This is a genomic window from Lactobacillus johnsonii, assembly GCF_014058685.1.
Classification (GTDB): domain Bacteria; phylum Bacillota; class Bacilli; order Lactobacillales; family Lactobacillaceae; genus Lactobacillus.
Genome location: NZ_CP059055.1, coordinates 1055492 through 1073233, shown reverse-complemented (window position 1 = coordinate 1073233; position 17742 = coordinate 1055492). Strand labels below are relative to the sequence as shown.

The following is a 17742-nucleotide window of genomic DNA, read 5'->3' as shown; positions in this document are numbered from 1 at the left end:
GCTTCTGCCTTTATTACATGATTTTATTCCGCTTAACTGGGAATAAAAATGAAATTACTGGTATAACTACATAAAGAATCATGGCAAGTCTAGGAAGAACAAACGATAGACCAATGAGAACAATATTTAAAAATAAGGTGACAGCGACCTTTCTAATAAAAGATCGACTAATAATAATGTTCATGATTTGTGAATATTTTGCTGTCTTCTTAGCACCAAAATATTGAATCAAATATTCTAAAATTTTAGCAATTAAAAAAACTACTCCAAAATTAGCTACCGCAAATGTTGAACTTTCTGCCATAATCCATTTTGTCATTACTGGAAGAAGAGAAAGGTCGGCTAAGAAAAAGAAATCTAAAACAGCTATTGTTTTCGAAGGCTTAAATATATAGTAGGAAAATGCTAAATGCAGATCATACCAAAAATCAGCTACGACGAAGAATGTAATTAAAAATACAATAATATTTGCGAGAAATTGCCCATAGTGAACTTCATTAATAGCTGGCTGGATTTCTAATACAATAATTGTAATAATGATTGCCATTACCCCATCGTTGAAAGCTTGCAGGTGCTCACGCAAGCTTTCTGGTTCTTCTTTTTGTGCTTGAATAAGTTCTTGGCGAACAGTCTTTAATTTTTCTTTTTCTTGCTTTGAAAAATCGTTGAAATTGTATTCTTTTCTGTTTCTTTTCATTTTATCTTTCCTTACAATTTACTAATATTAGCATTTTACAACATTTAAAGACGGTAATTAAGATGGAAATAAGCAAAATATGCATTTAAGTTATAGAAATTGATGCATTCTAAATCTTAGGTAGTTAAAAATTTTTCTTTTAAAATGAAATTAGCAAAGAAAGGGATGATTCTATGTCTATTTTTGATGAAACTTTAACCATGAATAATGGTTTAAAAATTCCTGAGATGGCACTTGGGATATGGGAGATTCCTGATGATCAAACACCTAAAGCAGTCGAAGAAGGAAAGTTACGTACAATTGGTGCCCCCCCAGCTTTGAAAAAGAAGATTTAGATAACTTAATGAAGAATAGTTCTACTAAACCTGCTGTTAATCAAATTTTAGTTTACATTGGTGAAACCCCGATGAACTTAATTGATTACATTCAAGGAAATGATATTGTAGTTGAAGCTTTCTCACCAATTGCTCACCGTGCTCCTCTAAATGATCCAAAAATTAAAAAGATCGGTAATAAGTATGGTGTAACCGTACCTCAATTATGTATTCGTTATGATTGGAAACTTAACTGTGTTGTATTACCTAAGTCTGCAAATCCTGCACATATGAAGAGTAATGCTGAAATTGATTTTGTAATCAGTGATGAAGATATGGATAAACTTAAGAAGTTTACCCCGGTTGATTATGGTAAAGCAGGCGTCCTCCCAGTATTTGGCGGCAAGATGTAAATTTAATTGTTCCAGATTATAGGGAAAAGTATAATTTTTATTAAAAAATTAGCACTGTACTTACTTTTAATCAGTATATAATTATAACTGACAAAAAGTAAGAGGAGATACTTTACTTATGAATCAGAGCGGTCGATAAGATAATAATTAATCCTTAAGACGAGGGTTTATCAAATCTCTAGTTTTTTCTTGCAAGATTCTAGCAAAAAGAGCAATATTTTTACTATAGACTATTAAAGATAGAGGGGAAGTTAATGCTTAAGAATATTATTTTTGACTTTGGAAATGTCATTATGAACTACAATCTAGATGAGATTTTAAATCATTATGAATTGAGTCCCGAGGATCATGATCTAATTAGAAAAACTATTTTTGAATCTAAAGAGTGGGGCGAAATAGACTCTGGAAAAATTACCGAGGAAGAAGCCACTGAAATTTTTATTAGTAAAGTTCCGGATAAATTAAAAAGTAAGGTTAAGCAAATTATGGTAACTTGGCCAGAAAATGTTGATTTCTATGAGCCAGTTTTTAATTATATGGAGGAACTACGTAAACAAGGCTATAAGATTTACGGTTTATCCAATACGGGAATGCAGTTTGCTAATTTTGTTAAAAATTCTGAGATGGGCAATTATTTTGATGGTTATGTTTTTTCTGCCCAAGAGAAATTAATGAAGCCAGATAGAAGAATATATGAAAGATTAATTGCTCGCTATATTTTAAATCCAGAAGAGAGTATATTTATCGATGATTTAAAAGCAAACACCGATGCAGCAAAGAAGCTTGGTATGTTAGCTTTTACTTTTAAGATTGATAAGCTTGGCGAATTACAAGAATATATTTCTAACCATTAAGTAAATTTTAGGTGATTGAAAAATGAAAACAAATGATCAAATTGCAAATTGGGCAATGGATTTGCAGAGCCTAGCGCAAGCCGGATTAAGATATGGCCATGATGTTTTTGATCGTGAACGCTATGAAGAAATTCGGCGTATTGCTGGTGAAATGATGGCTGCTAGGACTGGAATTCCAGAAGAAAAAATTAAAACCTTGTTTCTTGGAGATGAGGGATATCAAACTCCTAAAATTGAGACTCGAGCTGCAATTTTTAAAGATAATAAAATCTTATTAGTTCGTGAAAAAATGTCTCAAGAATGGTCATTGCCCGGCGGCTGGAACGATTATGATCAAACTGTCGCAGATAACTGTGTTAAAGAGGCTTTTGAAGAATCTGGTAGAAAAGTAGAACCAATTAAAATTATTGCAGTTCAAGATCGTAATCATCATAATAAGCCAATTTTAGCGACTAACGTTACTAAGATTTTCTTTTTATGTAAAGAATTAGGTGGTACATTTACTCCTAATGATGAAACAGATGCTTGTGACTACTTTCCTCTAGACAATTTGCCAAACTTATCTATTGATAGAAACACAGAGGAACAAATTGCAATGTGTTTTGAAGCAAATAATGATCCAAATTGGGATACTAAGTTTGAATAAAAATTTATTACAAATAGCTCCAAGCAGTTTACTTAGAGCTATTTTAATAGACATTTAAAATAAAAAGAATCAAATTAATATTGAATTTACTATTTTAAAGCAATGCTAAAGGTGAGTTGGAAAGCAGGGGGGTAAGATATGGAAAAAACAAAAATTCTTTTAATTGAAGATGAGGAGAGCCTAGCTAGTTTTATTCAACCAGAGCTTGAATTAGAAGGCTATGAGGTAGTCTGGGCTAAAGATGGTAAAGAAGGTCTTGAATTTTTTGAAAAAGAAAAACCAACTTTAATCCTTTTAGATTGGATGTTACCTGTTTATGATGGCATCACTGTCTTAAGAAGAATTAGAAAAGTTAGTGACATTCCTATTATTATGTTAACTGCCCGTAACCAAGCTTCTGACATTAGTAATGCTTTAGATCAAGGCTTAGACGACTATATGACCAAGCCTTTTGAAATAGAAGAACTTTTCGCCCGAATTAGAGTGATTCTTAGAAGATTGGAACGAGAAAAGAGACGGGTTGTCAGTTCTACCTTAGAATTTAGTGTTTTAAAAATTGACTTGGTTTCTCATAAATTTTGGTGCAAGGGTGAGGAAATCTACTTAACTCCAAAAGAATATGCATTGCTATGTGAATTAATGAATGATCCTGAAAAAGTTAAAAGCCGGGATGAATTATTAGATATCGTATGGGGATATGATTTTGTCGGTCAAACTAACACAGTTGATGTCTATATAAGAGCGCTGCGAAATAAGTTGGGAAAATATCGTAATTTGATTAAAACAGTTCGTGGATATGGCTATTGCTTAAGAAAGGTGGACGATAATGAATAAAAAAATAAGAACAACTTCCCAACAATTAACACAGTTGTTTCTAACTTTATTCATTATTATTCTCTTCCTAGTTAATTTAGCATTTGCTGGTATTTCAACAGCATTCATTTATAATAATGCTCATGAGCAAGCAGAAGAAGTTATTGATACAATTAGTGATAATATTAGTGACCATGATGAGCATAAGAATAAAAATGAATGGAAATTATTTCTAAATGCTTATCTTGCTAGACAAAGTAATGATGCGATTTCACTGAAAACTCCTAAGGGCAAGACTGTCTATTCGGAAGATGGGGAAGAATTATTTGAAAAAGTAAAGAATCATAGGAATTACAATAATGTTGTTTTTATGGAAAATAGCGTTTATTATTTACGGACTGCAAATGAAGATGGCTATCGAATTTCTGTGATTTTAAATGTTGACGATCTTTTCAACTTAATTACCCATTTATTACTTGCAATCATTATTTTAAATTTAATTGCCATCATTTGTTCGATTCCTTTAATTAAACGTTTTTCAAGAAAATGGAGTCAGCCACTAGAGAAAATAGATCAAGATATTGAGGCAATTGAACATCAAACCACGGCAAAAAAGAAAGTATTCGTGCCGAAACAACCAGCAGAAATTCACCACTTAGCGCAGTCTTTTAATAAATTGCTAGAGTATCAAGATAAGGCAATTCAGCGTGAACAACAATTTGTTACTGATGCATCTCATGAATTGAAGACGCCGCTTGCTGCAATCCGTGGCCACATTAATTTGATTAAAAGACGCGGTAAAGAACATCCCGAAATTGTCGCAAAGTCCCTCCAATATATTGACTCTGAATCAAGTAGGATGGAAATACTGGTTAATGAACTTTTGGAATTAGGACGAGCTAAGAAACAGCACCAGTCAATTGAGCCCATTGATCTAGTGCCAATAGTTCAAAAAGAGAGTGAAATTCTTGAACAAGAATATAATACTTGTAGTGTCTATATTTCAAGTCCAATAAAACTTTTTTATCCAATTGAAATTAAAGATTTTCGCTTAATTGTTCATAATTTGTTAGACAATGCGGCCAAGTATTCTCAAGACAATGCCAAAATAAAGGTAGAATTGCAAAAAGATAATGGGTACTTAATTTTAAGAGTTAAGGATCAGGGAATTGGTATTAGAGAAGAAAATTATGATAAGATTTTTGATCGTTTTTATCGAGAAGATCAAGCTCACTCTAGTCAGATTAAAGGTACTGGAATTGGCTTAGCTATTGTAAAAGATATTGTTACCAAGTATCATGGAAAAATTAGTGTTTCAGCTAATACTCCTAAAGGGACGATTTTTGAAATAAAATTACCACTCTAATGATTAAAATGAAAAAATCTTCATTTAATTTATATCTGCTCTTAGTTTTTTCATCCTCGTTTTTTCGTAAACTAAATATATAAAGTTAAGCAATAAAAAATAAATTTGAAGAAAAAGTGAGGATTCTATTATGAGAACAAACATTAAGAGATTATCATTAGGCGCAGCTGTTTTAGGTTTAGCCCTTGGTGGAACTAGTCTTACTTTAATTAATCAAGCTCAAGCATCTACTGGTGGACAAGCTACGGAACAAACACAAACTTCTAACTCAATCAATCTTTCTCAAAGTGATGTAATTAATAAATTTAATGAAAAGTATGGCTCAAAATCAATTAAGGAGATTGGACTAAAGAATAAGAAAAATAAATATATTTATGAAGTAGAGGGCTTTGATTCAGAAAAAGAATATAAAGTTAAAATTGATGCAAGTAGTGGCAAAATTTTAAAAGCTAAGTCAGAAAACTTAGATGCAGATGATAAAGAAGAGGCCTTAGATCTAAATGGCTTAATAAGCCGTAGTGAAGCTACAAAACTTGCCCAAACTAAGGCATCTGGTAAGGCTGTTAAGTGGTCTTTAGAAATGGATGATCAGCAACCAGTTTGGGAAGTTGAATTAAAAGATGGCAATAAAGAAACTGAAGTTAAGATTGATGCTAAAAGTCAAAAAATCTTAAAGACTAAGACTGATGAAGACAAAAAAGATAAGAAAGATAGTGAAAAGAAGGATCAAGTAGATCACAAAGAAAATAAGACTAGCAAAGAAGATAAGAATAATTAAGAACTTAGAATCGGATCGTATAGATCCGATTTTTTGTTTGCGAGTGTGTCATACGTAAAATGAATAGTAGCATGTTTTTTTAGCAATTGTAGGTGGTACTTTTTTAATTTAAACTATCTGTGTAAGTTAATGAAACGAAAGGATATAGAATATGAAAGCAGCAGTTTTTGTAGAACCTGGTAAAGTTGAAGTAAAAGAAGTAGAGAAGCCAAAGATTGATGGAGAAAATCAAGCTATTATTCGAGTGATTCGTGCGAGTGTTTATGGTTCAGATTTATGGTGGTTTAGAGATATTGCCGACCGTGAATCTGGTTCATTGATTAGCCATGAAGCAATTGGTGTGGTTGAAGAAGTTAGTGATGATGTAACAGATATTAAACCAAATGACTTTGTCATTGTTCCATTTACTCATGGTTGTGGCCACTGTGTTGCATGTATTAACGGATTTGAAGGTAACTGCTTAAATCAAAAGTCAGGAACAAACGGGGGATATCAAGCAGAATACATGAAATATCAACTAGCAAATTCAGGTTTAGTTAAAATTCCTGGAAAGCCAGAAGACTACACTGATGATCAATTGGCATCCCTTCAAACTTTATCAGATGTAATGGCAACTGGTTATCATGCAGCTTTAAATGCTGAAGTAAAACCTGGTTACACTGTAGCCGTAATTGGGGATGGTGCTGTTGGTCTTGCCGGTATAATTGGTGCCAAGTTATTGGGTGCTGAAAAAATTATTCTTTTATCTCACCATAATGATCGTGCACAATTAGGTAAAGAATTTGGTGCAACTGATATTGTTTCGAGTCGAGACGAAGAAGCTGTTAAGGATGTGCTGGCCTTAACTAAGGAAAATGCTGGGGCTGATGCAGTGCTAGAATGTGTTGGTGCAGAAAGTGCTATTGAACAAGCTGGTCAAATTGCTCGTCCTGGTGCTGTGATTGGTAGAGTGGGTGTACCACACATGCAGAACCTAAGTCAAACCAATTATTCTGGAAGAATGTAGGTTTGCGTGGTGGTATCGCTTCTGTAACTAAACCTGATAAAGAAGTTTTATTACAAGCAGTTCTTGATGGTAAAATCAATCCAGGTAAGGTATTTACCAAGAGTTTTGATTTAGATCATATTCAAGATGCGTATGAAGCAATGAGTAATCGTGATGCAATTAAGTCGTTGATCATTGTTAATGATAAGTAAAATCTCAAAAGACAACTTAAACTGTATGTTTAGGTTGTCTTTTTTGCATCTTAGTTATCAATTTTAGCCACTTAGTAATAAGTTATTGAAAAATATTTGTATGATAGTAAAATTAAAACCAAATAAAAATAATGAGTGAATAATAAAACGAGGTGGCTGAAATGTTTTTCAATACAAGTGAGAAAACGAAGAATGAATATGTTAATGAAATTTTAAGTAACGATAGTTTTACTGATTTGAAACTTGATTTAATTGATCTAGACCTAAAAATTAAAGCAGGAGATCATTTTGAAGTTCACTATCGTGGACCAGTCGATAAGAAACCAAGTTTAGTCTTTAATGAAAACTTGCTTGAAATTAAAGAACCTAAGGTAGAGCGTAAACCAGGTAAGTTTTGGAAAAAAGGGATTATTGAAATAAACATAGTTACAGATAAAGACAGGGGAGAGTTAGTAATTACTGTGCCAGAAGATCAGCACTTACACATGTTAAATGCGAGCTCGGTAAGTGGAGATTCTAGTTTAGAAAGTTTAAAATTAGAAGCTTTAATGGGGTTTGCAGTAAGTGGAGACCTAGATTTGAAGAAAGTAGAAGTTGAAGATGCTAAATTAACTACTACATCAGGAGATATTGATTGTACGGATGTAGTAGTAAATCAGGGAAAAGTTAAGTTAGTAAGCGGAGATTTTAAGATGAAGAATAGTGAAGTAGGCGATGAACTTAGGGTTTCAACTACTTCTGGTGATACTTTGGTTGAAAATACTAAAGTAGCTCAATATCAACTCTCTACTTTGAGCGGAGATAATTCACTTTTTGGAAAACGTGGTGTAACTGCACAAAGAGGGGATGAACATGATAAATCCACCCTTATTTTAAGTACTCTATCAGGTGATAATACAGTTAGATAATAAAATTGATTTTTTAACAAGAAAAAATATAAAAAAATTGTTGACATTTATGATGTTTATATTAAAATAATTATTAACAAATTTAATTAATCTGAAAACAAAGAGAAAGAAGAGTAGTTTAGTCTTAATTTACAGCGAGTCTCGTTAGGTGTGAGGAGATAAATTCTAAGATTAAATGAAAATCACTTTCGAGTTCTAATTCTTAATCTTGAGTAAGAAGAAGTGGGAGCACCCATTATAGTGCTAACGTATCGCCAAGTAATTGGCTGCACGTGAAAGGTATTGTTAGTGATAACAATATAAATAAAGGGTGGTACCACGCTGAAGCGTCCCTCAATCAAAGTAATTTGGTTGAGGGACTTTTTTTGTATTCAGATGTTTATTTTCTGGAGGGAAGGAATATGATGACAGATTATACATCACGTAAATTAACATGGAAGGACTATCTCGTAGTTGCTTCCTTGCTATTCGGTTTATTCTTTGGGGCTGGTAACCTAATTTTTCCATTACATTTAGGACAACTTGCTGGCGCAAATTGGGGAACAGCTGCTGTTGGATTTTTAATCACTGGTGTATTACTGCCTTTATTATCAGTGTTAGCTGTTGCAATTACCCACGCTGATGGAGTCTATGACATTGGAAAGCCTTTAGGTGCAGGATTTGCAGTAGTATTTATGGTTTTAATCCATGCTACAATTGGACCTTTGTTTGGTACTCCAAGAACAGCCACTGTTTCATTTACAGTTGGAATGGCACCATTTATTCCTAAGAATGCTCAGGGACCGGCTTTATTAGTCTTCTCTGCTTTATTCTTTTTAGCGGCCTTTGCATTTTCTTACCATCAAAACAACATCTTGTCTAACGTTGGTAAAGTATTAAACCCACTATTTTTATCTCTATTATTTTTAGTATTCGTTGTTGCTTTTGCTCGTCCTTTGGGTAACCCACAAACTGCAGCTGTAACAAGTGCTTACAAGCACGGAGCATTAGTTAACGGATTCTTAGAAGGCTATAACACAATGGATGCTTTAGCAGGTTTAGCCTTTGGTATTACAGTTGTTACAGCTGTTCGTGGTATGGGACAAAAAGATGCTAAGAGCGTATCTAAAGTAGTTGCTAAATCTGGTTTGTTAGCAGTTCTTGCTATTGGCTTTATCTATTTATTGTTAATCTTAATGGGTGCAATGTCCTTAGGCCGTTTTAAGGTTTCAGATAATGGTGGTGTTGCATTTAACCAAATCGTTAATGTTTATGGTGGTGTATTTGGTCAAGCCTTGCTTGCTTTCTTATTAACTGTTACTTGTTTAACTACTGCTGTTGGATTAGTTGCAGCTTTTGCACAAGACTTCCATAAGCACTTCCCACAAGTCAGCTACCATGCTTGGTTGGCACTTAGTTGTTTAGCATCATTCTTAGCAGCTAACTTTGGATTAGACACAATCATCGCTTGGTCAACTCCAATGTTGATGTTCTTATACCCATTATCAATGGTATTAATCTTATTATCTGTTTTTTCACCATTATTTAAAACAGATGGGGTTGTTTACTTCTTTGTAATCCTATTTACTGTTGTTCCTGCTTTAGGTGACATGGTAGTTGCTTTTCCGAGCGTTGTAAGTCAAAGCTCGTTTGGTTTAGCGGTTGCTTCGCTTAGAAATCATTTACCATTAGCAAACATGGGACTTTCATGGCTCGTACCAGCATTAGTTGGTTTAGTAGTTGGATTAGTTGTTTATTTTGTTAAAACTAAAAAAGTAGCTTCCGTTTTAGAGGAAGATTAAATATTTAGCTCTGCTGATTTTTCAGCAGAGTTTTTTTGATAAATAAATAAAGTTTACTTGTTATTAGAATAGGGCTAAGAACTTCTAATCAAAAGTCAAGACTAAAATTATAGCTTTAATAGGATTAATATTATCTATATGTTGTATGTTAGCTAGAGCTGATAACACTAAATATAGAATGATAAAAGGTGAGGATTTACATGGCTACGTTAGAAATTAAAGATTTACATGTTGAAGTTGAGGATAAGGATAAGAAGAGTAGAAAAAAGATCCTTAAAGGCGTGAATTTAAGTCTGAAAACTGGTGAAATCCACGCAATTATGGGGCCTAATGGAACAGGAAAATCTACTTTATCTGAAACAATTATGGGAAATCCCCGCTACCATGTTACTCAAGGAGATATTCTGTTAAATAATGAAAGCATTGTTGAAATGCCCGTAGATGAGCGAGCTCGTAAGGGGCTATTTCTAGCAATGCAGTATCCAGCAGAGGTACCTGGTGTAACTAATGCAGAATTTTTACGTGCTGCAATTAATGCTCGTCGACCAAAAGATGATCCAATATCAGTGATGACTTTCTTGAATGAATTGGATAAGAATCTTGATTTGTTAGATATGAATGAGGCCATGACTGAACGATATCTTAATGAAGGATTTTCAGGTGGAGAAAAGAAACGTAATGAAATTTTACAGATGCTAATGATTAAACCAAGTTTTGGAATTTTAGATGAAATTGATTCTGGCCTTGATATTGATGCATTACGAGTAGTATCGCGTGGAGTTAATGCAATGCGAGGAGATAATTTTGGTGCTTTAATGATAACGCACTATCAACGTTTGCTTGATTACATCGTCCCAGATATTGTACATGTCATGATGGATGGACGAGTTGTAAAAGATGGAGGTCCTGATTTAGCTAAGAAGCTTGAACAAGAGGGATATGCAGGTTTACGTGACGAACTTGGCTTAGATATTAAATTAGTTGATGAGAATTAGGAGTGCTTATGCTAACTAAAGAAAATTTGCTTAATTTTTCTCATAAAAATAATGAGTCCTCATGGTTAACTGATTTAAGAATTAAATCCTTTGAAAGACTAGAAGAACTGGATTATCCTAAAATGCAGCGATTTTCTTATCACGATTGGCCTTTAATTAAAAAAGAAGATTTTCCCTGGTCTAATCAAGCTGACTTTTCTTTAAAAGAGGAGCAGAAGCTTTTAGAAAAGAAAGGCATCATTTTAACCGATATTTTTACAGCAAGTAAAAAATATCCCGAACTTGTGCAGTCAACTTTAGGGTCAGTAATTAAACATAATGAAGATAAATTAACTGCCTATCATTATGCCTACTTAAATTCTGGACTTTTCCTCTATATTCCTAAAGATACTATCTTAACCGAACCGATTACAATTTCTTTAAGCCCAACTCAAGATACCTATATTTCTCACCTTTTAATCGTTGCCGATAATAATAGTAAAGTAAAATTTTTAGAAGAAATTCAAGATAAGGATAAAAAAGCAAGTTCAGCCAGTTTAATGGTGGAGCTTATAGCACGTCCTGGGAGTCATATTGAATTCTCTTCACTTGATGAACTTAGCCAAGACACAACGCTTTACTTTAATCGTCGAGCAAAAATTGAAAAAGACGCCCATGTTGAATGGGCAATTGCTTTTATGAACGATTGCAATACACTGGGAGATCTTGATTCTGAGTTAGTTGGGGAAGGAAGCTTTGCGGATTCTAAGGCCATCGCAGTTACCACAGGAGATCAAAGAGTGGGCATAAATAACCGCGTAACTAATCGTGGTCCGCACTCAACTGGATTAATTAATCAACGTGGGGTCTTACTAGAAAATTCCAGGTTGATCTTCAATGGAATTGGTCAAATTGTGCATGGTGCACATGGCTCAAAAGCTGATCAACAAAATAGAGTCCTAATGATGTCGGATGAAGCTCATGGGGATGCTAATCCATTACTTTTAATTGATGAAAATGACGTTATTGCAGCTCATGCTGCTAGTGTTGGTCCAGTTGATAAAGTCCAAATGAACTATTTAATGAGTCGAGGAATTCCTTACGATCAGGCACAAAGATTAGTTATACGTGGCTTTTTAGGTGCGGTTTTAGATGCAATTCCAAATAAAGATGTTCGCAGAAAAATGATTGATATTCTAGAGAGAAAACTGATCGATGGCCAAATTAAACACTGAAAAAATAAAGCAGGATTTTCCAATTTTTAATCAAAAGATTAATGATGAAACTCTTGTTTATCTAGATAATGCTGCAACTAGCCAAATACCGAAGTTTGTTGAAGAAAAAGTTAGAGATTTTAATGAAAAAGAACGTGCAAATGTCCATCGCGGAGTCCATGCATTAGGCTTAAGAGCTACTAATCAATATGAATCAAGCCGTCAAAAGGTGGCTAATTTTATTGGCGCAAATAATGCTAAAGAAGTTATTTTTACTTCTGGATGTACTGATAGTTTAAATTTAGTTGCAGCTAGCTTCGGTGAACAAAATATTCAGGCAGGGGATGAGATCCTAGTCTCAATTATGGAACATCATAGTAATCTTTTGCCTTGGCAGCAACTTGCTAAAAGAAAACAGGCTAAGTTAAATTTTATTGAAATAAATTCAGATGGCTTACTTGATATTAAAAATTTAAAAAGTAAGATCAATTCAAAAACTAAAATTGTTGCCTTGACGCATGTAAGCAATGTTTTGGGCACAATTAATCCAATTAAGGAGCTTACTGATCTAGCTCATGAAAAAGGAGCAATTGTTGTAGTTGATGGTGCACAAGCAGTTGGACATTTTCCAATTGATGTAGCTGAATTAAATGTAGATTTCTATGCTTTTTCTGGCCATAAAATGTTTGCTCCGACAGGAATTGGTGTTTTATATGGGAAAAAAGATCTCTTAGATAAAATGCAACCTTATCGTTTGGGTGGTGAAATGATTGCTAATGTAACTAGAGAAGGAGCAACATGGGCAGAAGTACCATATAAATTTGAAGCTGGTACACCAAATATTGCTGGTGCCATTGGACTTGGAGCAGCAATTGATTATCTGCAGTCTCTAGACTTTGAGCTTATTCAAAAACATGAACAGGAATTGACAAGTTATGCCTTAGAAAAGCTTAAAAATGTTTCAGGATTAACAATCTATGGTCCACAAAAAAGTAATGGTCGCATTGGAGTAATATCTTTTAATTTAAAGAATATTCATCCCCATGACTTAGCAACTGCACTAGATTTGGACGGAATTGAAGTTCGTGCTGGCCATCATTGTGCTCAGCCGCTAATGGCTAGCCTTAATACGGAGTCAACTGTTCGAGCTAGTTTATCTATTTATAATACTAAAGATGATATTGATAAATTAGTAAGTTCTCTCCACGAAGCAAAGGAGTTTTTCAGTGAGTTTAGATAAATTAAGAAGTTTATATAAAGCTGTAATTTTAGATCATGCTCAAATGCCGCGAAATTATGGACAACTAACTGATTTTAGTCATGAAACTACTGTATATAATCCAAGTTGCGGTGATAAAATTCATCTGACAATTTTGATTGAAAATAATAAAATTAAAAAAATTGCTTTTAACGGCGAAGGGTGCACAATCAGTAAAGCGTCTGCCAGTATGATGACAGACTTGGTAAAAGGAAAAAGTATCAAAGAAGCAATTGAGCTTTCACAGCTATTTTCAAACTTAGCAGCCGACAAGAAAAGCGACACTTTAAAATTAGAACAATTAGGAGACGCCCAAGTATTAGTAAATATTATGCAATTTCCTGCCCGAATCAAATGCGCTACTTTAGCATGGTGGGGACTAGATCGAGCATTACTTGGTAAAGAAAAGGAAGAAGAAAATGACTAAAGCAGAGGATATAGTTAAAGACGAAGATTATCAGTTCGGCTTTCACGATAATGTAGAACCGAAATTTTCAACTGGTCGTGGCTTAACAGAAGAAGTAGTTCGACAAATTTCAGCAGAAAAACATGAACCTAAATGGATGTTAGATTATCGTTTAAAGGCTTTTCATATTTATGAAAAAATGCCAATGCCAGATTTTGGTCCCGATCTTTCAGGGCTTGATTTAGATAATATGCTGTATTATCAAAAAATGACCGATAAAAAATATCGTGATTGGAAGGATGTACCACAAGATATTAAGGATACTTTTGAGCGACTTGGTGTACCGCAAGCAGAACGAAAATACTTAGCGGGTTCGGCTGCACAGTATGAATCCGAAATGGTTTATCATAAAATGAAAGAACAATTTGATAAACTAGGGATCATTTTTACTGATACGGATACAGCTTTGCAGGAGTATCCTGATTTATTCAAAAAATACTTTGGTAAGTTAGTTCCAATTGATTCAAATAAATTTTCTGCCTTAAACTGTGCTGTTTGGTCAGGAGGAACTTTTATTTATGTGCCAAAAGGAGTACAAGTTCCAACACCAGTTCAGGCATATTTTAGATTAAATGCAGAAAATTCAGGCCAGTTTGAAAGAACTTTGATCATTGTTGATGAGGACGCGCATCTTGATTATGTTGAAGGATGTACTGCTCCGCAATACTCTTCAGATTCTTTACATGCGGCAGTTGTTGAAGTAAATGTCTTAGATAATGCATATTGTCGTTATACTACCATTCAAAACTGGTCTGATAACGTCTATAGTCTAGAAACAAAGCGTGCAGTTGCTGGAAAGCATGCAACAATGGAATGGGTAGACGGTAATTTAGGTGCGAAAGTTACCATGAAATATCCAAGTGTCTATTTAAATGGTGAAGGTGCTCGCGGTACTATGCTTTCAATTGCAGTTGCACACCACGGTATTCACCAAGATTCTGGAGCTGGAATGTTTCATAATGCTCCTAATACTTCTAGCTCAATTGTGTCTAAGTCAATTGCCAAGGGTGGTGGGTCAACAGATTATCGCGGTAGTGTTAAGTTTTCTAAAAAATCAGATGGCTCAAAGGCACACGTGGAATGTGACACGATTATTATGGATGATATGTCTTCTTCTGATACGATCCCAACTAATGCTATTGAAAATTCAAATGTAGCGATGGAACATGAAGCCACAGTTTCTAAAATTTCTGAAGACCAGCTGTATTATTTAGAAAGTCGTGGCATCCCAGAAAGAAAAGCAACTGAAATGATTATTATGGGCTTTGTTGAACCCTTTACTAAGCAATTATCAATGGAATATGCAGTCGAACTTAATCGCTTGATTAGCTTCCAAATGGAAGGAGCAATTGGATAGTGCTAGAAATAGAGAAATTATCTAATACCGAAAAGAAAGTTTACCAAGCCTTAAAAAAAGTAATTGATCCAGAACTGCAGGTTAACATCGTTGATTTGGGATTGATTTATGGTATTGAAGTAAGCGAGACAAAATGTCAGATTACGATGACTTTAACGATTATGGGATGTCCTCTAAGTGAGTGGTTAGATCACGAAATTACTAAAGCTGCCAAAAGTGTTGATGAAGTTGATGAGTGCCAAATTAAACTCGTTTGGTATCCGCAATGGAATCCAAGTATGATGTCTAGAGTGGCCCGGATGACCCTTGGAATTCATGGATAGGGGTAAAGATGGAAGATCATAGTTTTATTTCATACGCAAATGGTAAATCTTTAGTAGAAATTAATAGTACTATTCCAGTTCCGAGAACTCGTAATTTCTTCAGGATGCTTTTAGCATATACTGGTCCTGGTGCATTAGTTGCTGTTGGATACATGGATCCAGGAAACTGGGCAGCTTCAATTAATGGTGGTCAGAGTTTTAATTATCTTTTGATTTCTACTATTTTAATTTCTAGTTTAATGGCTATGCTTTTACAATATATGGCCGCAAAACTAGGAATCGTTACTCAAATGGATCTAGCACAAGCCATTCGTGCACGTACTAGTAAAAGATTAAGTTTTATCCTTTGGATTATAATTGAACTAGCAATTATGGCAACTGATGTAGCGGAAGTTATTGGAGCGGCAATTGCTTTAAATCTTTTATTTAAGATTCCCCTAGTTATTGCAACTTTTATCACTGTCTTTGATGTATTACTCTTATTGTTATTGTCAAAAGTGGGATTTAGAAAAATAGAAGCCCTGGTATCCTGCTTGATTATGGTGATACTACTGGTTTTTACTTATCAAGTCATGTTAGCTAATCCTAACTGGAAAAATATTTTTTTGTCTGCATTGCCATCTCCAGAATTAGTAGCTCAGCATCCCGTAGTTAATGGATTATCACCTTTAACAGGAAGTTTGGGAATAATTGGTGCCACTGTGATGCCGCATAATTTTTATTTGCATTCATCTATTTGCCAAACTAGAAAAATTAACCATGATAATCTTGCAGATGTTCAAAATGCAGTCCGTTTTACTACGTGGGATTCAAATATTCAATTAATTATTGCCTTTTTTGTTAATGTACTTTTATTAATTATGGGAGCTGCTGTTTTTAAAAGTGGTGCAGTCAAAGATAGTTCATTCTTTGGTTTGTATGATGCTCTAAGCAATACGACTATGTTAAGCAATCCAATTTTGATCTCAGTAGCTAAGACAGGAATTTTATCAGTCTTATTTGCAGTTGCACTTCTTGCTTCTGGTCAAAATTCAACAATTACTGGAACTCTCACTGGACAGGTAGTAATGGAAGGCTTTATTCACTTAAAGATGCCACTATGGGCAAGACGATTATTTACTAGATTATTATCTGTGATTCCAGTTATTATGTGTGTATTGATGACAGCAAAAGATTCAATTTCTCAGCAACATTTTGCCCTAAACATGCTTTTGGAAAATTCTCAAGTTTTTCTAGCATTTGCAGTACCATTTTCAATTGTGCCACTTTTAATTATGACAGATGATAGGAGAATGATGGGACAATTTAAGAATAGAAAGATTTGGTCAATTCTAGGGTGGGTCAGTTCAATTGTTTTGATTTTCTTGAATTTGTGTAATTTACCAGCTACTTTTGTTTCCTTTAATATGATGCCTAAAAGAGATGCAGTAGTTTTCGCTTACGCGATCATTATGTTGATTATTTTATTAATGGGCTGGACATGTTGGGATATGCGAAAGAAGAAATAACTGTAAGAAATAGTTTTAATATCTTTAATAATTGGGTTAATATTAAGAGAATAATAATTTAAATAGATCGGATTAATAAAAATGATTTATCAAACTTTTGCCCAATTATATGATCAGTTGTTTGATTCAGATATGTACAAGAGCTGGGAAAAATTCACCTTAGCTAATATTAATAAAAAGAATGGTAAGCTACTCGACCTAGCTGGTGGTAGTGGACGATTAGCTGTTTTACTTGCTAAAGATGGTATAAATGTCACGGTAGCTGATTTTTCAGATGAAATGCTTAGTTTAGCAGATCAACATAGTACTGAAAATAATGTTTCTTTACAGTTGGTGCAAGCTGATATGCGAGATTTAAGTGGCCTTGAAAAATTCGATGTAATTACTTGCTATGCGGACTCTTCCTGTTATCTTGATGACGAAGCTGACTTGTTTCAAGTATTTTCTGAGGTCGCCAATCATTTAAAAGATGATGGTGTATTTCTTTTCGATGTAATTACACCTCATCAAACTGACGATATTTACCCAGGCTATATGTACAATTATCAAGATGATGATCATCGTCGAGCATTTATGTGGCAGAGTTATGCCAATGATGATGTCGAACATGGGGTGATCCATGATCTAACATTCTTTAATCGTCTACCCAATGGCGAATATGATCGTTTATCTGAAACTCACTATGAAAGAGCATATGATTTAGATACCATTAAACAGTTATTGAAACATGCTGGATTTAACTCAATTGAAGTTGGATCTGACTTTAGTCTAGAAATGAAAGATAAAAAGGCAACTCGCTGGTTCTTTAAGTGTCAAAAATAATAAAAGTATCCAGGGAAAAACATTAAAATAAAGCACTGATAATCATCGTTAAA

Annotated in this window: 18 protein-coding genes, 1 pseudogene and 1 other annotated feature; of the genes and pseudogenes, 18 read left to right on the top strand and 1 reads right to left on the bottom strand. The window is 34.1% G+C overall.

Annotated elements, in window-relative coordinates; genetic code table 11:
* Positions 1 to 13 precede the first annotated feature (13 nt).
* Positions 14 to 697, bottom strand: a complete 684-nt coding sequence (locus tag H0I41_RS05015) for a TMEM175 family protein (protein WP_086874856.1) — start codon at positions 695 to 697, stop codon at positions 14 to 16.
* Positions 698 to 870: 173 nt separating this feature from the next.
* Here H0I41_RS05015 and H0I41_RS09470 point away from each other — a divergent pair, with 173 nt between their 5' ends.
* The 18 genes and pseudogenes from H0I41_RS09470 (at position 871) to H0I41_RS04930 (ending at position 17689) form a co-directional block, all read left to right on the top strand.
* Positions 871 to 1032 (top strand): hypothetical protein, encoded by a 162-nt coding sequence (locus tag H0I41_RS09470; RefSeq protein WP_372447385.1) that lies wholly within the window; start codon positions 871 to 873, stop codon positions 1030 to 1032.
* 8 nt (positions 1033 to 1040) lie between these two features.
* Entirely contained in the window at positions 1041 to 1424 is a 384-nt protein-coding gene (locus tag H0I41_RS05010; protein WP_373867551.1) for an aldo/keto reductase, read from the top strand.
* Between the two features lie 254 nt (positions 1425 to 1678).
* Positions 1679 to 2278: an HAD family hydrolase gene (locus H0I41_RS05005; protein ID WP_135014472.1), complete on the top strand. Its 600-nt coding sequence runs from the start codon at positions 1679 to 1681 to the stop codon at positions 2276 to 2278.
* A gap of 22 nt (positions 2279 to 2300) precedes the next feature.
* On the top strand, positions 2301 to 2924 hold the full coding sequence (locus tag H0I41_RS05000; RefSeq protein WP_004897386.1) for an NUDIX hydrolase N-terminal domain-containing protein: 624 nt from the start codon (positions 2301 to 2303) through the stop codon (positions 2922 to 2924).
* Between the two features lie 138 nt (positions 2925 to 3062).
* Complete coding sequence (locus H0I41_RS04995; protein WP_011161971.1) at positions 3063 to 3758, top strand: response regulator transcription factor; 696 nt, start codon at positions 3063 to 3065, stop codon at positions 3756 to 3758.
* Entirely contained in the window at positions 3751 to 5103 is a 1353-nt protein-coding gene (locus tag H0I41_RS04990) for a sensor histidine kinase (RefSeq protein ID WP_135014471.1), read from the top strand. Before H0I41_RS04995 ends, H0I41_RS04990 begins: the two co-directional genes overlap by 8 nt.
* Before the next feature lie 130 nt (positions 5104 to 5233).
* On the top strand, positions 5234 to 5881 hold the full coding sequence (locus H0I41_RS04985) for a PepSY domain-containing protein (protein ID WP_086874859.1): 648 nt from the start codon (positions 5234 to 5236) through the stop codon (positions 5879 to 5881).
* 151 nt (positions 5882 to 6032) lie between these two features.
* Positions 6033 to 7078: pseudogene (locus H0I41_RS04980) on the top strand (zinc-binding dehydrogenase).
* Positions 7079 to 7239: 161 nt separating this feature from the next.
* A complete protein-coding gene (locus tag H0I41_RS04975; RefSeq protein ID WP_135014470.1) occupies positions 7240 to 7986 on the top strand; it encodes a DUF4097 family beta strand repeat-containing protein in 747 nt (248 codons plus the stop codon).
* A 91-nt stretch (positions 7987 to 8077) separates the two neighbouring features.
* Positions 8078 to 8323, top strand: a binding site (T-box leader).
* A 67-nt stretch (positions 8324 to 8390) separates the two neighbouring features.
* Entirely contained in the window at positions 8391 to 9767 is a 1377-nt protein-coding gene (gene brnQ, locus H0I41_RS04970; RefSeq protein WP_135014489.1) for a branched-chain amino acid transport system II carrier protein, read from the top strand.
* 200 nt (positions 9768 to 9967) lie between these two features.
* On the top strand, positions 9968 to 10762 hold the full coding sequence (sufC, locus tag H0I41_RS04965; protein WP_011161977.1) for a Fe-S cluster assembly ATPase SufC: 795 nt from the start codon (positions 9968 to 9970) through the stop codon (positions 10760 to 10762).
* An 8-nt stretch (positions 10763 to 10770) separates the two neighbouring features.
* On the top strand, positions 10771 to 11976 hold the full coding sequence (gene sufD, locus H0I41_RS04960; protein WP_011161978.1) for a Fe-S cluster assembly protein SufD: 1206 nt from the start codon (positions 10771 to 10773) through the stop codon (positions 11974 to 11976).
* On the top strand, positions 11957 to 13195 hold the full coding sequence (locus tag H0I41_RS04955; RefSeq protein WP_135014469.1) for an aminotransferase class V-fold PLP-dependent enzyme: 1239 nt from the start codon (positions 11957 to 11959) through the stop codon (positions 13193 to 13195). Before sufD ends, H0I41_RS04955 begins: the two co-directional genes overlap by 20 nt.
* Positions 13182 to 13640 carry a Fe-S cluster assembly sulfur transfer protein SufU gene (gene sufU / locus H0I41_RS04950; RefSeq protein ID WP_034525085.1) on the top strand — a complete coding sequence of 153 codons (459 nt, stop codon included), beginning with the start codon at positions 13182 to 13184 and terminating at the stop codon, positions 13638 to 13640. Before H0I41_RS04955 ends, sufU begins: the two co-directional genes overlap by 14 nt.
* Complete coding sequence (gene sufB / locus H0I41_RS04945; protein WP_182094489.1) at positions 13633 to 15036, top strand: Fe-S cluster assembly protein SufB; 1404 nt, start codon at positions 13633 to 13635, stop codon at positions 15034 to 15036. The genes sufU and sufB overlap by 8 nt, the downstream gene beginning before the upstream one ends.
* The gene (locus H0I41_RS04940) at positions 15036 to 15359 is read left to right on the top strand and encodes a metal-sulfur cluster assembly factor (RefSeq protein ID WP_004897363.1); all 324 of its coding nucleotides are present in this window, start codon (positions 15036 to 15038) and stop codon (positions 15357 to 15359) included. The genes sufB and H0I41_RS04940 overlap by 1 nt, the downstream gene beginning before the upstream one ends.
* 8 nt (positions 15360 to 15367) lie before the next feature.
* A complete protein-coding gene (locus tag H0I41_RS04935) occupies positions 15368 to 16867 on the top strand; it encodes an Nramp family divalent metal transporter (RefSeq protein WP_004897362.1) in 1500 nt (499 codons plus the stop codon).
* 81 nt (positions 16868 to 16948) lie between these two features.
* Complete coding sequence (locus tag H0I41_RS04930) at positions 16949 to 17689, top strand: class I SAM-dependent DNA methyltransferase (protein ID WP_011161984.1); 741 nt, start codon at positions 16949 to 16951, stop codon at positions 17687 to 17689.
* Positions 17690 to 17742: the final 53 nt, after the last annotated feature.

Coding starts and splice junctions, on each gene's coding strand:
- H0I41_RS05015 (WP_086874856.1), bottom strand. CDS start 697: ATGAAAAGAAACAGAAAAGAATACAATTTCAACGATTTTTCAAAGCAA.
- H0I41_RS09470 (WP_372447385.1), top strand. CDS start 871: ATGTCTATTTTTGATGAAACTTTAACCATGAATAATGGTTTAAAAATT.
- H0I41_RS05010 (WP_373867551.1), top strand. CDS start 1,041: ATGAAGAATAGTTCTACTAAACCTGCTGTTAATCAAATTTTAGTTTAC.
- H0I41_RS05005 (WP_135014472.1), top strand. CDS start 1,679: ATGCTTAAGAATATTATTTTTGACTTTGGAAATGTCATTATGAACTAC.
- H0I41_RS05000 (WP_004897386.1), top strand. CDS start 2,301: ATGAAAACAAATGATCAAATTGCAAATTGGGCAATGGATTTGCAGAGC.
- H0I41_RS04995 (WP_011161971.1), top strand. CDS start 3,063: ATGGAAAAAACAAAAATTCTTTTAATTGAAGATGAGGAGAGCCTAGCT.
- H0I41_RS04990 (WP_135014471.1), top strand. CDS start 3,751: ATGAATAAAAAAATAAGAACAACTTCCCAACAATTAACACAGTTGTTT.
- H0I41_RS04985 (WP_086874859.1), top strand. CDS start 5,234: ATGAGAACAAACATTAAGAGATTATCATTAGGCGCAGCTGTTTTAGGT.
- H0I41_RS04975 (WP_135014470.1), top strand. CDS start 7,240: ATGTTTTTCAATACAAGTGAGAAAACGAAGAATGAATATGTTAATGAA.
- brnQ (WP_135014489.1), top strand. CDS start 8,391: ATGACAGATTATACATCACGTAAATTAACATGGAAGGACTATCTCGTA.
- sufC (WP_011161977.1), top strand. CDS start 9,968: ATGGCTACGTTAGAAATTAAAGATTTACATGTTGAAGTTGAGGATAAG.
- sufD (WP_011161978.1), top strand. CDS start 10,771: ATGCTAACTAAAGAAAATTTGCTTAATTTTTCTCATAAAAATAATGAG.
- H0I41_RS04955 (WP_135014469.1), top strand. CDS start 11,957: ATGGCCAAATTAAACACTGAAAAAATAAAGCAGGATTTTCCAATTTTT.
- sufB (WP_182094489.1), top strand. CDS start 13,633: ATGACTAAAGCAGAGGATATAGTTAAAGACGAAGATTATCAGTTCGGC.
- H0I41_RS04935 (WP_004897362.1), top strand. CDS start 15,368: ATGGAAGATCATAGTTTTATTTCATACGCAAATGGTAAATCTTTAGTA.
- H0I41_RS04930 (WP_011161984.1), top strand. CDS start 16,949: ATGATTTATCAAACTTTTGCCCAATTATATGATCAGTTGTTTGATTCA.